The sequence below is a fragment of the Falseniella ignava genome (genome assembly GCF_002847645.1).
GTDB classification, from domain to species: Bacteria; Bacillota; Bacilli; order Lactobacillales; family Aerococcaceae; genus Falseniella; species Falseniella ignava.
In genome coordinates, this window is record NZ_PKHE01000005.1 from 23,200 (window position 1) to 40,903 (window position 17,704).

Consider the following 17,704-nt stretch of genomic DNA (forward strand, 5'->3'; position numbering starts at 1 on the left):
CATCTATAAACTATATCAACGGTGCACCTAATCTTAATATTGCATTCCATAAACCACCAAGCACACCGACTTTTATATCATCCAATGTGACTTCACGACTGAGAAGAAGTGTCTGCTCAAAATCTTCCCGAATCGAATGGATAACCGGATGATAGTACAACAGAGTACTCGATTCAAAATGTAAGTATAAGGAACGATAATCTAAATTAATCGTTCCTACTGTAGCAATCACGTCGTCTGACACAAAGGTCTTCGCATGTAAAAATCCTGGGGTATACTCATAAATTTTGACCCCCGCTTCCAGTAACGGACGATAATACGAGCGGGTCACCCGAAAGACTAATTTTTTATCTGGAATTCCAGGTGTTAATAAGATGACCTCTACACCGCGTTTCGCTGCTAACTGCATCGCGGTTTGCATCTCATAGGATATCACTAAATAAGGAGTATAAATATAAACATAATCGGTAGCCTGCCCTAATATTTCGCGGTAGACGCTCTCACCAATTTGTTCATTATCTAAGGGCGTATCTCCAAATGTTTGAACAAATCCACCTTGATAATTTTCCAAAACACTTTCATCATTTGCGAAGGCTTCCATTTGCTCAAAATAAGTCTCATCGCGATAAGATAAGTAAGATTCGTCAATGGGATAATCTGCATTGAACATATTAAGGAAAAGATTGGTCATCGACCAAACTACTGGCCCTTCCACACGGATCATATTATCTTTCCAGTAGCCAAAGCGCTCTTCAACGTTAATATACTCATCTGCCAAGTTCATTCCACCAGTGTAACCAATCTTGCCATCAACAATGATAAATTTTCGGTGATCACGTGTATTATAAACCATCGAGAGGAATGGACGGACAGGGTTAAATTTTACCCCCTTAATACCATAACGCTCCAATTGCTCTACAAAATTTTCTGGTAATCGTGTTAACGCCCCAAAACCATCGTATAAAAAACGCACGTCCAGCCCCTCTTGCGCCTTACGAATCAATATTTCAAAGATTTGATCGAACATTTTCCCATGAGAAACAATAAAGAACTCAATAAAAATCGTTTCTTTCGCTTCATTTAAATCTCTTAATAAATCCTCCATCACCGCTTCGCCGACCGGATAATATTTGACATCAGTGAGCGGGTAGAGTGGCATATTCGACACTTGACGGACATAGTGACTGATCCCGGCTAAGAGTGGATCTTTATGCTTAAGGACGCCATTAATATCAGGAACTTCGGCTAGACCGTGCATGTGATGTTGTTCTTGATATTCGATTCGGCGACGAATCCATCGGGCGGGACGTTTATTACCGATTAACAAATATAAGACGGTCCCAAACAATGGCACAATAAACAATACGGCAATCCAAGTTACCTTATAAGCAGGATTTTCATCCTTAACAATTAAATATAACGTGACAAAAATCGAAGTTAGTTGCAATAACATCGAAAGTAAGGAGAAATATTCGATAACAGAAGTTGCAATCATAATAAACCAGATGATTTGTAACACAAATAATATACCTAAGATACCAGCACGAATCATCGGTGCTTTATCTGCTTTAAACATCGAACTCCCCCTTTCATTTTAAAAAACTTGAAGCACTAACTCACTAACTCATGGAAATAATCGTTAAGAATCCAATCAAGTTTTGTACCATATGTAAAAAGATAGAATATTCTAATCGACGTGAATACCAGTACACTCCAGCTAAACAAGCAGAAAGAATAAAGTAGGTCGTAAAATCAATCCAGTTAGCGGGTGAATGTAATAGGGCAAAAATAATTGAAGAGACAATAAAGCCCAACACAGGTGTATAGGTGAAGATATACTTCATAATCAACCCACGCAATAAATATTCTTCGACGATAGGGGCAATAATTACGACCGTAATAAAGGCATAAATTAAGTTCATATTACCGACCATCTCTTGGACAAGCGTTTGATTATCAGGTTGGGTATATTCTGGGGCAACTTGGGTCACTAGTGCACCCCATGCGATTTGAAGTGCAAAAAATCCTAGATAAATCCCTAAAGCTTGAAAGATATTTTTCCAATTCATTGTCTTAAATTGGAAGAAACGGAAGCCAACTTTATAACTGACACCAATCACGAATAATGTTAAAAGAATGCCCCCGACAACACTTTCCACTTGAGTCACTTGGAAGACTTGACCCAAAAATTCGGGGTCTTGTAACATATCGAGTGTCGGTTCTGCAGTAACTTTTAAGGCACCTTGAGCATACATCCAAGATTCAAACATCACGCGCAAAACAAAATAGACGATGACAATTAATAAAGCTTTCCACCAACTACCTTTAACTTGGTCCCCCCAAGGGGCTTTCATAGATCCTAATTTCATTATTCACCACTCTCCTCTACTGGCACAAATTGATCGGCGGTTAAGCTCGCTTCGAATTCATTCAATTCTTTTAAGACATCAAAACCTACCAGCTCATTGAATTGGTCAGTTGTAATTAATTGATCGGCTGCAAAAGGTGGGAGCGCATCTTCAGATGCTTCAAGGTATATTTCAGAACCCGTCACCAATTCATCCGTAGCTTCTGCAATCAATCCTAATCCGAGGAGATTTTTATCATAGTTAATCATTAAAGTACCAGCGATACCTTGGCTGAATTGTTCCATAAAGGACTCGATGCCTGGGTAATTACTCATACGTTCTTGTGCAATTTGGTTGAACAATTCACCGTTCGCTCCATGAATATCAACTTGGATCCCTAATTCCGTCTCCATAAAAGCCTCATTGACAGAATCATAGCCTAACCACTCTTCGATCACATCCATCAGGAAGGTCTCAATCGTGAACATATCCATTACAATTGGACCGAGTCGGCTATTTTGTGGATCGATGACCAAACACTTATCACTTAAGTCAGGTGCTGCTTCGTTCCGCTGGAAGAAGTCGTGAAGTTGCGCGACCGGACTCTCTTGATAAATTTGAGGCTGTTGTTCCAATGCGTCGGCTGCATAAGCTTTTAACTCATCAATTGACAGGTACGCTTGTTGAATCGATTGACGATCACTTTCAACATATTGAGTATAAGGTAAGAATGGCGGATAGACTTGCGCAATAAAGTAACGGTCACCATCTTTATGTAACGTATGTGATAAGAGGCTCATCGTCTCTTCACCCTTAGCAAATGAAACATACTCCAAACTACGTTGCTTCACGCGACTTAATGTTTTAACAAATTCTAAAGGACTCTCATGACTAATTTGGTCGGTCGATAATTCCTCAGCTGAATCTGTTCTTTCTTGTTCACCTTCAGGAGATTCCTCCGCTTCCATCGTCTCTTCCGAATCCGTTGACGGTTCCTCTGTGGACGCTTCCGAATTCGACCCTTTCCACTCAATTCGTTTAATTGGCGTTAAATTATCGGCTTTAATACTTGTAACGGGAAGGAGCGCTAGCACCGTCAAGCATGTTAGCCATTTTTTGATTGTTTTATTCATATTATTTCCTCCGATCTTCTTCATCGATTGCATCAATGACTAAGGGTAATTCACTAAAATGACGTAATTGGTAATCAGCATCACTTAAATAATCCGCTTGCCCTGTGGGATCGTACGCAATCGAAGCGCGCGTCCACTTACCATAGGCCATATCTAATTGAGAATCCCCAACATAGACCATTTCATGTAACCCAATGTCAAAACGCCGGGAAAATTCATGCAATGCCTGAGGATTCGGCTTGGGACCGTATTGATCCGCACAGCCAATAAAATCGAAATAATCAAGTAACTTCAGTTCCTCTAACATATGATGGGTTAGTAGATAATGGTCATTCGTAATTAAACCAATATGATAATGCGGTGCGAGTGTTTGCAATAACTCTATCACTCCCGGCTCAATTAATGCATCGCTTAATTCTTGTTGTTGAAACTGATAGTAGTAATCTACGAGAATTTGCTCGATTTCTTGACAATCCAGTGGGACATATTCAGCGAAGAACTGCGCCTGATCGCGAATACTCCCTGCTAAAAAAAGCGAATTCGGTTGCAATTGATCGTGTTCGATCCCTGCTAACTTCGCAATCTCTTGCTGCTTCGCTTCCGCAAGGTCCGATTGATTTAACAAATAGTCTGTCGCTTGGATTGAAGGAATCGACCAGGCCTGTGTGGCCGAGATCAGTGTGCCATCTTTATCGAAGATAATCGCTCGTATTGTCATAGGTCCTCCTTGATTGATTCGTACCCATATTCTATCATACCGCATCAAAAAAACGAACGCTTAAGGCGAATCCAATCGCTAATTCCTAATCGTTCGTTGAGAAATAAATTTCATTTGTGGCAAGCCAATTTAACCCCTCATTAATCAGTGTTCCGACAATCGGTGGAATATAAGCCGGTGTACTTAACTTCATCACCTCTTGCTGACTTAATAGCGCTAATTGAGTGTAATGACAAAATCGTTGCAAATCCGTTAAACTCGATGGTACTTTCTTCGCAACCATTGAAATGGTCGGACGGCTCGATGGTACTCGATTAACCGGCGCTGATTTTTTTACTTTATCGGCTTCCTTCGTCATAGTCTCCGTCTCTTCTTCGGTTGTTTGAACTTCTGTTGTCTCGCTTGTTTCTTCCGTACTCTCAGTAACAATCTCTTCTACAGTTGTTGTCGTCGTAGTAGAATCTGGTTGTGTTTGAGGTGGATCGGGTGGTGGGGGGAGTTCCGTCGAGGGTTCTTCGGAAGACGTTGACTCTTCTGACCCTTCCTCCTCTTCTTTTACTGATTCTTCAGTCGTTTCATCAGACTTGGTCGTTGTTTCTTGGGTAGTACTTGTCAATGCCTGCAAAATCAACGGTCGCTTCGTTAACACACTCGCGCCAGTCGCTCGATTGATATCAACAGCATTCAGACCACATATGATCGCCATCAATAGAACGAACGGCTTAACGACTTTGTGAAATTTTCTATCCTTGAACATTTTAAGCCCACCTCCTTTAATTTATTGGATTATATGTAGTCTTATTTTACCATATTTCCCGAGTTTGGATAGTGATTTAATCGTTTTGTCTTACGATACTAATATAATATCAACAAAAGTTACTTCACAAAGACAACACCGTCATAAAAAAATAATTGTCGCTCGCTTTTTTTCGCGTTATGATATAACTACAGCGAATTACTATAGGAGGTATTTTATGAAAGTCATCGTATTCGATAACGCTCAATCTGCTGCGCAATATGCTTACAATCAGTTTGAGCAAGCCTTAAAAGACGGGGCCACAACCTTTGGTCTAGCGACTGGTTCGACACCCGAGCCACTGTATCAACTGCTACGTGAGTCTGACTTGGACTTTACTCAGGCAACATCGATCAACTTGGATGAATATTACGGGCTGAGCGCCGATCACCCTCAAAGCTACGCTTACTATATGAATGAACAACTCTTTCATGCAAAACCCTTTGCACATCATTACTTACCCGACGGGACAAATACCGATCCGCTTCAAGAAACAGCTCGATATGACCAGCTAATTGAAGACAATCCGATTGATCTGCAAATTTTAGGAATCGGACAAAATGCGCATATTGGCTTTAACGAACCTGGGACATCCTTTAATTCGAAAACAAGCTTAGTTGACCTGACCGAATCAACCATTCAAGCCAACCAACGCTTCTTCGAACGGATGGAAGATGTCCCTAAACAAGCTTACTCGATGGGAATCCAATCCATTATGGGTGCGAAAAAGATTATTTTACTGGCATTTGGCGAAAATAAAGCGCAGGCCATCCACGATACCGTTGAAGGACCTATCAGCGAAGCGGTTCCCGCCAGTATCTTACAAAACCACCCAGATTGTTACATTCTCTTAGATGAAGCCGCTGCCAGCCAACTTGAACCAGAACACTATGAGCGAGTTAATTAACATACATCAGATCAATGGCTGCAGTGCCAACCGTACTGCAGCCACAGATCTGTCGGTTCTCAAAATGAGCCACCGTGAGTTTCATCTCCCGGATGACTGCCAGACACGGTGGATTCAATCGAGGGAATACCAATTACTTTATATTCTTCGAGGTTCTGGATTACTCAACACGATCAATCAATCCACTCAAGTCATCCATTCCCAAGCCTTCTGGATAAATCCGCACCAGCGGTACAAATTACAAACTACTCTGAATTCTCCACTAAACTACGTTATTTGGACTTTCGAACTCCAATCACCGACGCAACCGATGCTAGCCTTTGACACTTCTTTCGTTACCATACTCCCTTCTCAACATTCTCAAGGTCTTGATATGCTTCTACATAAATCAATCGAGTCGCTCAATCATCTGAGACATATTCCTAATAGTGAAACACTTCAAACGATGGTCTTCAACCACTTACTTAGTTATTGGACTCATGACTCAGAACCTAATCTTCCCTCTTTATCCCCATTAATCCACCAAGCTACCCTATATATTCATCATCATTTTCGGACAGATCTTTCGATTCAAGAAGTTGCGAATCATATACAGCGAAGCTCTTGGTTTCTTTCGACACAATTTAAGGCTGAAACAGGTTGCTCTCCCCAAGAATATTGGATTCAATTACGTCTTGAACATGCTTGTGATCTTCTCCAAAATTCATGTCTTTCTATCCAACAAATTGCAGACGAATCCGGCTTTCGTTCAAAAAGTTACTTTGCAACTTACTTTAAGCGGACTTACCACTTAACACCAACGGAGTATCGCAAGCGAAACAAAATAAATTTGCGATAAAAAATTTTTATATTTTTTGAAAAAATTTGTTGATAGAGGTTCATTTTTATAATATCATTATATTATGGATATATAGTTTAAATGAAACGAATATAATATATAGAAAGGAGCGAATCGATGTATATCTCTAACATTAGTTCATCATCGATTAATTTACAGTCGGTTGAGCATACCGCTATCTCGGTAGGAGATGTCGAACGAATTTACTCGGACGACAATGTGATTATCTGCTATATCAACAAAGGAGCAGCGAGCTACGAAGATAGTGGGTTGAGCGGGGATTTAGCTAAACGTGGAATATTAATTGTCAACCCGCAAACAGAAGTTTATCTCAAAGCTATTCGGAATATTGATTGCACGATGATTACCCTTCAGGGAATTTTATTTACTTCTAGCAATGATATTAACTCAAAACAAGCCGTCTTTACCTCTATAGATGAGTCAGGACTTATTCGTGATTACCTCGAATTGGCAGTACTCGAACAAGCCAATCCATTCCGCGGAACGGATATGATTTTACGAAAAATAACTGAATCAATGCTCGTTCATATCTTACGCAATGATAGCTTATCGATTAAAGATGCCAGCATTAAGATAAAGCACGATGATATCGATAAATTGCTTGATTTTATTAGTGAAAACTACATGCACAAAATCACGCTGTCTCAACTTTCAGAATTAGTCGGTATTAATAAGTACTACTTAATCCGATTGTTCAAACAGAAGACAGGTCTTTCACCCATTGATTATTTAATTCATGTACGACTTCAAGAAGGCGAACGCCTCTTATCACAGACCGATACTAAAGTTTCAGATATTTCAGATATGGTTGGATTCCACTCACCTTCTCACTTTACTAAGACCTTTAAAGAAGCCAATCATTGTACCCCTACGGAATACCGTAAACGCTATAGCTTATTAGGCTTCGGTGAGCGTCACCGTAAGAAAAACAGCTAACCTCTTAGTAATACGAAGACACACAAAAACCTAGCAGCTTGTATAGTCAAGTTGCTAGGTTTTAATATTTGACAGTTTTTGATTGTTGCTTGTACTAAGCGTCTCCAATGATCTTTTCTAAATATTCTCGATTATGGATTGAAATATAGGAGCCTTTAACTGAAATAGCACCTGCCTCTTTTAATTTTTGTAACTCTTGATTCAATGTCGAGCGGGATGTTTGAAGTATATCCGCAAACACGGCCTGCGTTCCCGGCATAAGAATCTTGTTCGGGGCTATTTCATTAGAAGTGAGTAACCAAAAGGCAAGACGTTCAATTACCTTTGAATATATCGTAGTTCGAATTACTCGTTTGTTATAATAACAGTATTCTGAGATGAATTTTATGATATTCAACATAAGTTGTGGATCGTCCCGGATCACTTTGTCGAGTCATGTTGCAGGGACATGGATGACCTGAGCATCTTTAAAGCAAGTGATATTGTAAGGCTGAGTTTGAGCACCAGAATAAAGTAAGTAAAATGGGAAGATACTTCGTTTAGGATAATATGACGAGACGATTTCTCTTCCTTGAATGGAATACTCTGTTGTTTTTAAAGTACCTTTTAAAATAAAATGAATATATTTAAGCTCTTCTCCAAAAAAAGAAACTATTTCTTCCGCTTCATATTCTTTATAAAGAATCGGAATTTTCATGATTCTCTCTTTCGATTGTTCAGAGATGCCTTCAAATATATGAAAATCAAGTAGTTCTTTATACATTCTAGTACTCCTGCCTTTCATAATATTTATTTTATACTTTACAATATATCAAAAACGTTTTCATCAATCAAATAATTTTTCTATACAAAAAACCTCTCAAATGCACCGCATTTAAGAGGTCGAAAATCAAATAAATTAATGGCTCGCTTTTTGGAAAACCGTAGGTTTTTCAACTGCAGTGGCCAATGATTCTACTGCTCGTTCAACGAGCTCATCGCGCACCTGACGGTCTTCATTCGTGCCTAATTCAGGATTACCCACCGGGTAAGGTATTGCTACCGTTGGAACAATTCGGTTAGCTCCAACTGATTCTGAAATAGTAGTAATCGTTGCCATATGGACGATCGGTAACCCGTACCGCTCGATTTCTTTTACCATCGTTGCTCCGCAACGTGTACAGGTCCCTCAAGTGGAAGTTAGAATCACGCCATCAACTCCGGATTCTTTCAATTCCTTCCCAATCTCTTGACCAAATTTTTCAGAGTTCGCAACCGATGTCCCAGTTCCCGTTGTTGAATAGAAGTATTCAAACACTTTACCAATCTTGCCTTCTTTTTCGAGGCGCTTCAATTCATCAAGTGGCGCCACACGGTCGGCACGTTCATTAGCATAGACCGGGTCAAACCCACCGTGAACAGTTTGATAGACACCTTTCAGTTCATCTAAGCTTGAAACATCATATTTTACCCATTTCTGGGCTGAAGCAGATTGTAAGTGATCAGGGTTTCCATTCGGAACCATCCCCCCGGTCGTTACAAGTGCAATCGTGGCCTTCGATAGATCAGCGATCGGTGCTGCCGGATCCACATAATCAAATTCGGGCATTGGTAATTCTGTCTCAAATTCTTCTCCTTTGAAACGTTTTACCAACATATTGACTGCGCGTCGAGCCCCAATATCTTCCGCATGAATTGTCAAGCGGCGTCCTTGAAGCATATAGCCATCTTCCTTGGCTTTGACCGCTTTACCTGCTAAAATTTTGTTCGCCAATTCGGCTAAAGCAGGCAATGTTTTTCGCATCGCTGCTGCGGACTCTCCAGTTGGAACAATATATGCAATGGAACGACACGCGTCAACCCCAGGGTTTTCCTCATACATGGATGTCAAAATCGGCACTTTACCTTTAAGCGCTTCAGCTACCCCTGCAACCGCCATACCGTAACGTCCCGCATTGAATGCAGGGCCTGCAACGACTAGATCAGGTTGAACCTCCTCAAATGCATCTTGCACAAACTTCATAGCGTCTTCTTTATGTTCATTAAAGTAGTTATCCCCACAAATAATCGTGTGCGTGACTTCCGCACCTTCTAACATATTCGAGAAGGCCATTGAAGGACCCACGGTTCCTTCTACAAGTCGTGGTTCGATATGGGCTTGATCTTCACCCCCGATTTGTCCAAAGAACTGGTTAACATAGTATAGTACTTTTTTCATGTGACACCTCCTTACACTTCTTCTACGGTTAAGTTATGATAACCTATTTCAGACGTGGCTCCGATGACGGCGTTTAGCTCAACGGTCATCGTACCATCTTCTGCCAAGCTACCTTCCCAACCTCCGGCTAAGTTCGCTACAGCCTTCTCATCACCTAAGACTCTTTCAGCTGCTTCAAGATGTACTAAGTGAGAAACGTTTCCTGTTGAAATAACAGCGACAGCTTCTTCTTTCGTATCTGTTAATGGTTGTGAATCGCCATCCCAACCTGAACATTCGTCGGTAATTAATACGGACTTAATGCCAGCTTGTTCAACACCTTCACAAATCATGACTAAGTCTGAGTCTGGGTTTCCATAGCCTTCTTCAGAGATAATAACCCCATCTACTTCAAGCATCTTACATAACTTCACCGTAAAGTCTCGCGTACGATATTTCCCGTCAAGGGTAGTCAACTCTGGCACCACAATGAGTCCAACGAAGTTAAGCTCTTTGCCATGAAGTTCGAGCAACTCTTTTACGACCGCATTATTTTGATGTTGGTAAGTTGTGATCTTATCACAAGCCGCCACACAGTTCCCAGAAATCACTGCCCCATCAATTTCTTCCAGAGGATTCAGTAAGGTTGGCAATGAATTCTTAATGTCGACACCATAGACGTACCCATCATGAAGTAAGCCTTGAGCGATCATCATTTGCACATAAGCTACGCGTGGTAGTCCTTTATGTTTATCTAATCCTGTTACAAGGTCTTCGACTTCATAGACTTTAACATGGTCCGGTTCATGTTCTTTTACCACTCGACCTAAATATTCACTGGCCTTGAGTCCCACGATTCGACACGTTTCCTCATGAACATGTGGCTCGATGCCCTCTTCAGGTACGATATCAACAACCACATTCAATGTTTTAGAAAATGGTGTCCATTTGGCCCCTTCGCCCCACATATCGATAATCCCTTCTTGGAAACCAACAATGTCCCCTACAGTTACGACCGCTACATTTTTCATCACTTTCGTGACGCCGTCACCTGTTTGTTCTGCAGGACCAGTCACACCTGGGAATGACGATTCGCCATCGACACGATAGCGTGGCTCAATACAGTCTTTTACCGGAATAATCCGAACACGTTCGCCTGGACGAGCCAGATCAATGGTGACTTCTTTAACATAATCTATTTTTGCTAAATACTCCGCCATTTCTGTTTGATTAATGATTAATGTTTGGTCTTGTACTGCTGTTTGATCACCAAATTTTACATCATTAATTACAATTTCTTGTAGCTCTAACTTCATCTTATCACCTCTTCAATTTTTCTGATTATAAAAGAGGAATTGCCGAAACAATCCCCCTTCTTTTCTGTATGCTTGAATTGAGCACTATGCTCTAATTCTTTTATCTTCTTTAGGTTTATAATTTTGATAACATAAAGCGTATGGTTTAGGTTCGATATATTTACCTGTACCTTTTTCACCTACGAACTCACCTTTTTCAGCAACAAGGTTTCCGCGAAGATATACTTTATCTGCACGACCTTTTTGTTCGAAACCTTCATACAATGCGTAGTCGGTTCCTTCATAGCTATTCGCGTGAGTAATAACGCCTTCATACTCAGGGTCCCAAATTAAGATATCTGCATCAGATCCCGGTAAAATCGCTCCTTTTTGAGGGTAAATTCCACAAATTTTAGCTGGGTTCTCCATACATAAGCGCACAAAGTCTTGAGGCGTAATTTTGCCTTTCTCAACACCTTGAGTCCAGATCATATGAAGTCGATCTTGCATACCTGGTGCTCCGTTAGGAATCTTCGCAAAATCATCGATACCCTTTTTCTTCGCTTCAAAACCACCTACGACTGCGGCATGGTCTGACGAAATCGCTTTAAGCTCGTCATTTTTCACCGCTTTCCATAAAGCTTCTAAGTGGTCTTTCGTTCTTAAAGCAGGCGCACAAACATATTTGGCTCCTTCAAAATTATCTTTCAAGAAGAATGATTCATCTAATGTTAAATAATGCGCACACGTTTCTCCATAAACATCTTTACCTTCGCGAGCTGCCCTGACTAAGTTCTTCAGCGCCCCTTTAGAAGTAACATGAACGACGAACAGAGGACAATCTGCCATCTCTGCTAAATAAATCGCGCGTTGTGTCGCTTCATCTTCAACTAGCGGTGGACGAGAGTATGAATGGTTAATTGGTGCTTTTTGCCCCATTGCATGTAATTCGTCGACCAACACTTCAATCATGTCGCCATTTTCACAGTGAGTCATCACAGTAATCCCATGATCTCTACAGAGCTGCATCGCCTTGAAGATTAAGTCATCTTCAACGTGGAAAGGTGTTCCGTTGTATGCCATGAAAAATTTCAAGTTGACAATGCCATTTTCTACCATTTTTGGTATTTCATCTAAAACAGCTTCAGAAGTATCCATTACCATTCCATGGAAAGAATAGTCTACTGATGCAATCCCATCTGCTTTTTCGTCTTTGTGACGATGCATCGACTCGATAACACCCTTGCCCTTGTCTTGAGGGGCAAAGTCAACTAATGTCGTAGTCCCCCCTACTAGTGCAGCATGGGATGTCTCAAAGCCATAGGTATCAAATGGTCCCATATGAACATGGTTATCAACCCCTCCAGGAAATACATATTTCCCGGAGGCATCGACAACTTCATGACCATCTTCTGGGATATTTTCACCGACTAACTCAATTTTTTCATTTTCAACTAAGATATCTGCAATATATTCTGACGTAGGAGTAACGATTCGGCCATTTTTAATTAATAATCCCATTATTTCACTCCTTAGCATTGATTACCGATTGGTAATACGGCTTAACTATGCGTCAACAGCTTTAACTTTTTCTTCGTCACGACGCTCTGGACGGCGGTATACAGATGGGTCGATACCTTCTAAGTATTCAACCACTTTGTCTACTGGCCATACGTCACCGAATTTAGCTTCGATATCGAATAAGTTCCACTCGATAACACCTGGTACACGGTCTCCAATTGTTCCTTCAGGAATTAATGTCTTGAATCCATATCCTGTAGAATCCATCGCAGTATGGCGTACACATGCACAAGCTGTAGCACCCATAACGATTACCGTATCAACACCTAAGTAAGTTAAGGTTGATGCTAAGTGAGTACCAAAGAAGTTAGATGCAAACTTTTTGTGGATCACTGGCTCTTCTGGTCTTGGTTCTAATTTCGGATCGATTTCCATCCAGTGAGAGTTGATGTCTAATGAGTGCATAGGAATTTTCTCATCCCAACGAGGAAGATCCCATTGTTCAGTTCCTACATAACCTGTCGTTGTATGGAAAATTGGCACTCCTGATTTACGAGCTGCGTTAAGAACTTTCAGTGCATTCGCACATACTTCTTCCGCATGGTTACATGTGAATGGGTGTCCTTCAGACATCCATGCTTTAGCCATGTCAACTGTTGTAATTGCAGGTGCTTTACCTACACCCATCTCACGCATGAATCCACGCTCTTTATAAATACGACGCGCTTCAGCAAATGCTTCTTTAAGTGCTTCTTCATTAAAACCATACTCATCTACGAATTTGTAATCTTTGTTTTCAGCCATTGTTGCAAACCTCCGTATTTTTATTATTTTAAGACATGTAATCAACAGTTACTTCTTGTACATCACCTTAACTAAAGAGATAACCTATCTCAGCAAGAGAAGATTGGAAGAGTTCGGCATCGATCAACTCATAATCTTCACGATGCGCCCAATCCGGCTGACGCTCTCCAAGTGTAGTGTCATACTTTTGGATTGAACTTTCAATTACTTCAATTGAATCGCTAAGCATTCCTTTTGTTAAAATAATTGTACGTATCGGTGAAAGAAACATTCGACTCGAAGAAGGAAGGGGATGCGTAACCGGCCGGTAATTAAGGTGAATATAATCTCTCACCTTAAGTAATACATCCCGAAAGTCGCCATCAATACTAATAACGTTTTCAAAACGATCTTGAATTAATCGATTGTTAGAAATGATCGCAACTTGACGCTCCTTCATAAGTCGAACCTCTCTTCCATAACCTTGACTACAGTATGCCACATGTAATCGTTATCAAATGTTAGAGTTCTAACATTTGATAATAATTCATGAAAAATATTTCCAAAAATCGCTATTTTTTGGAAGAGTTTCCACTCAAAAAGCTGGAAAGCAAGCCCTTTTCGAGCATCCTTCCCAGCTTAATATTTTTGTTAAATTTATTATTTTCTTATTCTTCTAAGCCACATGTCTGACGAATGACATCTGCGATTTTATCGACAACGTCATCGACTTGTTCATCGGTTGGCGCTTCAGCCATCACGCGAACGATCGGTTCCGTACCGCTTGGGCGGACTAAGATTCTGCCTTGCCCTTGAAGTTGTTGTTCTTTTTGGCGAATAATTTCTTGCACTTCCGGTTGATCCATTACAGTTCGCTTATCATGCACCGCAATATTGACGAGCTTTTGAGGATAAATCGTAACTTCAGCGGCTAGTTCTGATAACTTACGCCCAGTATCACGCATGACACTTAATAATTGAATGCCTGTTAAAAGACCATCTCCAGTTGTGTTGTAATCCATTAAAATAACGTGCCCGGATTGCTCACCCCCGAGGTTATAACCACCTTCGCGCATTGCTTCCACTACATAGCGATCCCCTACTTGAGTTTCTACAGCGGTCATCTCTTCAGCTTCTAACGCTTTATGGAAACCGATATTACTCATCACGGTAGATACGACGGTATCTTCATTTAATCGACCGTGCTCCTTTAGATACTTCGCTAAAATAAACATGATTGCATCGCCGTCCACAATTTGGCCCTGTTCGTCTACCGCAATCACTCGATCTCCGTCTCCATCGAAAGCTAAACCAACATCTGCTTCCTTCTCTAAGACCATCGCTTTTAAGGCTTCAGGATGCGTTGACCCCACTTTGTCATTGATATTTAAGCCATCAGGACGGTCACCCATTGTAAGGAAGTCTGTCTCCAAATCCGCAAATAATTGATTAACCACCGGAGAGGTTGCTCCATTGGCAGCATCGAGACAAACTTTCAATCCAGCCAGGTCACCCGGTACGGTAGATTGTAGATGTCTTACGTAACGACCACTGCCTTCTGGATAATCATCGATCGTTCCTAATCCTGCGGCAGTTGGGCGCGGCAAGGTATCTTCTTCAGTATCGAGCAAAGCTTCAATCTCTAATTCTTGATCATCAGATAATTTAAAGCCATCTCGGCCAAAGAATTTGATGCCATTATCTTGAGCTGGGTTGTGCGATGCACTAATCATTACGCCCGCTGAGGCGCCTAAATCTGTCGTTAAAAAAGCAATCCCCGGTGTTGGAATAACACCACAATGCATCACTTCAATTCCAACGGATAATAACCCTGCTGTCAACGCCGCTTCAAGCATCTGACTTGAAATACGTGTGTCTCTTCCCACAACAACGCGTGGTGCATGGTCAGCCAACTCTTCTTCACTCGTATGTTGGATTAATACATACCCTCCTGCGCGCCCAAGCTTGAATGCTAGTTCCGGTGTGAGCTCGGTGTTAGCTACTCCTCTGACACCATCTGTTCCAAAATATTTACCCATGTTGTTTCTCCTTTTATGTTCATCTCTTAAAGTACTATTCACTAATTGGTTCTACTTCGACGTGAATCGTAGGATTGAGGTCCTCAACTAATTCCACGCCACGTGGCAATTGGATTTCTGCGTCCACGTCACCACTTTGCGTAATACCTGTGACATCGACGACTAAGTCGAGTTGATCAATAATATCTAACGAGGCACGATTACCGACAATTTCTACTTGACTCGGTTCTTGCAGTTGATACGTATACCGATAACGATTTGGATTCTCACCAAATGGTACCACCGTTAAATCAACTTTCTTACTTGGTCGACCAATCTCCACCTGGGCTTCTACTTCTGTAATGTCTGCATTGACGTCTAACACTTCGCCTTGCTGATTCACCACCCGAATCTGATACTTATCTGTAAAAGACTCACTCATGCGCTCAGAGCGCGTAATATAAATGTACGCTCGGCTGATCTGATTAATAACATCTTCGTCCCCGGTTAAAGTCACTTGTTTCGGAGCGAGAGTCACTTGTTTAACTTCAAGTCCATTTGCTACCAGCTCTGGATCTAATTCATAACCTACCGTTAAAGATTGAGATTTAATCGTCGAAATTTTTACATAACGCTGTGACGGTGTGATCTGGTAATCAACGGAAGAAGGTAAATCCGGTAATACAAGACGAATATATTGGTTCCCCGGGGATTTCCCCTTAAGATCTTCAGTCATAACAATTAGATTGCCATCAATAACTTGATTAATCACGTTCCGTGGTCCAGTTAGTCGGACTTGAACAGATTCTGGTAAGCCACTAATAAATTGCCCTTCATCGATTTCACCGACCGCAACCGGAACATTGGAGAGTGTCTCAGTCACATTGACACTCGCAAATTGTTGGTTCGCTGCTCGTTGGAAACGCAAAGCGTTGTTCTCCGAAGCTACAAATAAATAGAGGAAAATCGCAATGATTAAGGAGACACCCGCGGCCCCTCGTCGGTCTTTTAAAAATTTATCAATCATTTCGATTGCCTCCTTTCATCGGAACAGTTAGGAAGCTAATAATTTGATTCCATAAGGTTTCCTGTGCTTCTTCATCGTTAGTATATAAATATTTCATCAATAAGTCTGTTAATTCTTCCCCTTGAATTCCTCGATATAATTCATCACCTACTGCGATACTAATATCGCCCGTCTCTTCAGAAACAATTAAGGTTACCGCATCGGTTAATTCACTTAAGCCGATTGCTGCACGGTGACGTGTCCCTAATTCTTTCGGAATATGGGTGCTATTTGAGAGTGGCAAGTAACAAGACGCTGCCATAATTTTGAAATCTTTAATAATTACAGCCCCGTCATGAAGTGGAGTATTTGGAATAAAGATATTAATCAACAACTGGTTACTCGTCTCTGCTTTCAATGGAATGCCTGTCGCAACATACTCTTCTAGCGAGTCCGTTCCTTCAATTGAAATCAGCGCCCCAATCTTCCGGCGCGACATATAATATAGAGACTTTTCTAGCTCTTCAATCATCTTGACGCTGGCATTTTTGGTATAGCGCTTATTGCGGAATAAGTCCCGTCCGATCACTTCAAGCGCGCGACGCAGTTCGGGTTGGAATAAAATAATTAAAGCGACAACCCCCCATGACAGTACTTGTCCTATAAGCCAGTCGACCGTATGTAGACCTATCAGTCCCGTAATGAACTTCGCGGTAATAATAATGCCGACCCCTTTAAGTAAGTTCATAATTTGGCTGCCGCGAGCATTCATCAGGAGCAAATAAATTAAATACCAAACCACTAAAATATCTAATAGACGGATGAGTGGTTGGTCCGTTATATATTGCGAAATAAATTCTTGCACAATCACACCCACTTTCTTCTCAGTTCGTTCTCCATATTATATCACAATTTTTGGTTCATCATCCTAGCCAATTCAACTTCATGTTGTTCTTCCGGTGAGAGTGGATTCCGATGGATCGTAAAGTAATCGGGGACATAATCGATGCCCCCTTTGACAAATGGATTGCACCGAATAATTCGAGCCGTCCCCATGACCACTCCTTTGAACATGCCATGTCTTTGAATTGCTTGAATCATATAGTTCGAACAACTCGGATGATAACGGCAACTTGGCGGTAACCCTGGGGAAATATAGCGTTGATAGCCATGAATTAATTTAATAAATAATTTTTCCATCCGAGCAC

The 17,704-nt window shown here is 41.1% G+C and carries 19 protein-coding genes; 3 read left to right on the top strand and 16 right to left on the bottom strand.

Features of this window, described 5'->3' with window-relative positions; genetic code table 11:
- Positions 1–10 precede the first annotated feature (10 nt).
- The 5 genes from cls to CYJ57_RS02840 all read right to left on the bottom strand — a co-directional run bounded on the left by cls (position 11) and on the right by CYJ57_RS02840 (position 4,956).
- The gene (gene cls / locus CYJ57_RS02820) at positions 11–1,576 is read right to left on the bottom strand and encodes a cardiolipin synthase (RefSeq protein WP_101953981.1); all 1,566 of its coding nucleotides are present in this window, start codon (positions 1,574–1,576) and stop codon (positions 11–13) included.
- Between the two features lie 43 nt (positions 1,577–1,619).
- Positions 1,620–2,369, bottom strand: coding sequence for a CPBP family intramembrane glutamic endopeptidase (locus CYJ57_RS02825; RefSeq protein WP_101953982.1), 750 nt, complete (start codon positions 2,367–2,369; stop codon positions 1,620–1,622).
- Positions 2,369–3,481: a hypothetical protein gene (locus CYJ57_RS02830; protein WP_101953983.1), complete on the bottom strand. Its 1,113-nt coding sequence runs from the start codon at positions 3,479–3,481 to the stop codon at positions 2,369–2,371. The genes CYJ57_RS02825 and CYJ57_RS02830 overlap by 1 nt, the downstream gene beginning before the upstream one ends.
- 1 nt (position 3,482) lies before the next feature.
- Positions 3,483–4,199: an HAD family hydrolase gene (locus CYJ57_RS02835; RefSeq protein ID WP_180764363.1), complete on the bottom strand. Its 717-nt coding sequence runs from the start codon at positions 4,197–4,199 to the stop codon at positions 3,483–3,485.
- Positions 4,200–4,284: 85 nt separating this feature from the next.
- Positions 4,285–4,956: a hypothetical protein gene (locus CYJ57_RS02840; RefSeq protein WP_101953985.1), complete on the bottom strand. Its 672-nt coding sequence runs from the start codon at positions 4,954–4,956 to the stop codon at positions 4,285–4,287.
- Positions 4,957–5,173: 217 nt separating this feature from the next.
- On the opposite strand from CYJ57_RS02840, the gene CYJ57_RS02845 reads away from it, so the two are divergent.
- From CYJ57_RS02845 to CYJ57_RS02855, 3 genes are all read left to right on the top strand, one after another.
- Positions 5,174–5,902, top strand: a complete 729-nt coding sequence (locus CYJ57_RS02845) for a glucosamine-6-phosphate deaminase (RefSeq protein WP_101953986.1) — start codon at positions 5,174–5,176, stop codon at positions 5,900–5,902.
- Complete coding sequence (locus CYJ57_RS02850) at positions 5,886–6,740, top strand: AraC family transcriptional regulator (RefSeq protein WP_180764364.1); 855 nt, start codon at positions 5,886–5,888, stop codon at positions 6,738–6,740. Before CYJ57_RS02845 ends, CYJ57_RS02850 begins: the two co-directional genes overlap by 17 nt.
- A 117-nt stretch (positions 6,741–6,857) precedes the next feature.
- On the top strand, positions 6,858–7,697 hold the full coding sequence (locus CYJ57_RS02855; protein ID WP_006700701.1) for a helix-turn-helix domain-containing protein: 840 nt from the start codon (positions 6,858–6,860) through the stop codon (positions 7,695–7,697).
- A gap of 94 nt (positions 7,698–7,791) precedes the next feature.
- Here CYJ57_RS02855 and CYJ57_RS08035 read toward each other — a convergent pair whose 3' ends face one another.
- The 11 genes from CYJ57_RS08035 to yidD all read right to left on the bottom strand — a co-directional run bounded on the left by CYJ57_RS08035 (position 7,792) and on the right by yidD (position 17,696).
- On the bottom strand, positions 7,792–8,097 hold the full coding sequence (locus CYJ57_RS08035) for a Crp/Fnr family transcriptional regulator (RefSeq protein ID WP_101953988.1): 306 nt from the start codon (positions 8,095–8,097) through the stop codon (positions 7,792–7,794).
- Positions 8,098–8,130: 33 nt separating this feature from the next.
- A complete protein-coding gene (locus CYJ57_RS02865; protein WP_006700699.1) occupies positions 8,131–8,460 on the bottom strand; it encodes a cyclic nucleotide-binding domain-containing protein in 330 nt (109 codons plus the stop codon).
- Positions 8,461–8,595: 135 nt separating this feature from the next.
- The gene (locus CYJ57_RS02870) at positions 8,596–9,894 is read right to left on the bottom strand and encodes a glycine/betaine/sarcosine/D-proline family reductase selenoprotein B (protein WP_101953989.1); all 1,299 of its coding nucleotides are present in this window, start codon (positions 9,892–9,894) and stop codon (positions 8,596–8,598) included.
- Positions 9,895–9,905: 11 nt separating this feature from the next.
- Positions 9,906–11,189 carry a glycine/sarcosine/betaine reductase component B subunit gene (locus CYJ57_RS02875; protein ID WP_101953990.1) on the bottom strand — a complete coding sequence of 428 codons (1,284 nt, stop codon included), beginning with the start codon at positions 11,187–11,189 and terminating at the stop codon, positions 9,906–9,908.
- An 84-nt stretch (positions 11,190–11,273) separates the two neighbouring features.
- Complete coding sequence (gene hydA / locus CYJ57_RS02880) at positions 11,274–12,689, bottom strand: dihydropyrimidinase (RefSeq protein ID WP_101953991.1); 1,416 nt, start codon at positions 12,687–12,689, stop codon at positions 11,274–11,276.
- Positions 12,690–12,734: 45 nt separating this feature from the next.
- Positions 12,735–13,493, bottom strand: a complete 759-nt coding sequence (locus tag CYJ57_RS02885) for an isochorismatase family protein (RefSeq protein WP_006700694.1) — start codon at positions 13,491–13,493, stop codon at positions 12,735–12,737.
- Positions 13,494–13,560: 67 nt separating this feature from the next.
- Positions 13,561–13,932, bottom strand: a complete 372-nt coding sequence (locus CYJ57_RS02890) for a GrdX family protein (protein WP_006700693.1) — start codon at positions 13,930–13,932, stop codon at positions 13,561–13,563.
- A gap of 208 nt (positions 13,933–14,140) precedes the next feature.
- Positions 14,141–15,511 carry a phosphoglucosamine mutase gene (gene glmM / locus CYJ57_RS02895; RefSeq protein ID WP_101953992.1) on the bottom strand — a complete coding sequence of 457 codons (1,371 nt, stop codon included), beginning with the start codon at positions 15,509–15,511 and terminating at the stop codon, positions 14,141–14,143.
- Positions 15,512–15,545: 34 nt separating this feature from the next.
- Entirely contained in the window at positions 15,546–16,517 is a 972-nt protein-coding gene (locus tag CYJ57_RS02900; RefSeq protein ID WP_101953993.1) for a CdaR family protein, read from the bottom strand.
- Positions 16,510–17,361 (bottom strand): diadenylate cyclase CdaA, encoded by an 852-nt coding sequence (cdaA, locus tag CYJ57_RS02905; RefSeq protein ID WP_244896572.1) that lies wholly within the window; start codon positions 17,359–17,361, stop codon positions 16,510–16,512. The genes CYJ57_RS02900 and cdaA overlap by 8 nt, the downstream gene beginning before the upstream one ends.
- A 41-nt stretch (positions 17,362–17,402) precedes the next feature.
- Positions 17,403–17,696 carry a membrane protein insertion efficiency factor YidD gene (gene yidD / locus CYJ57_RS02910; RefSeq protein ID WP_101953995.1) on the bottom strand — a complete coding sequence of 98 codons (294 nt, stop codon included), beginning with the start codon at positions 17,694–17,696 and terminating at the stop codon, positions 17,403–17,405.
- Positions 17,697–17,704 lie beyond the last annotated feature (8 nt).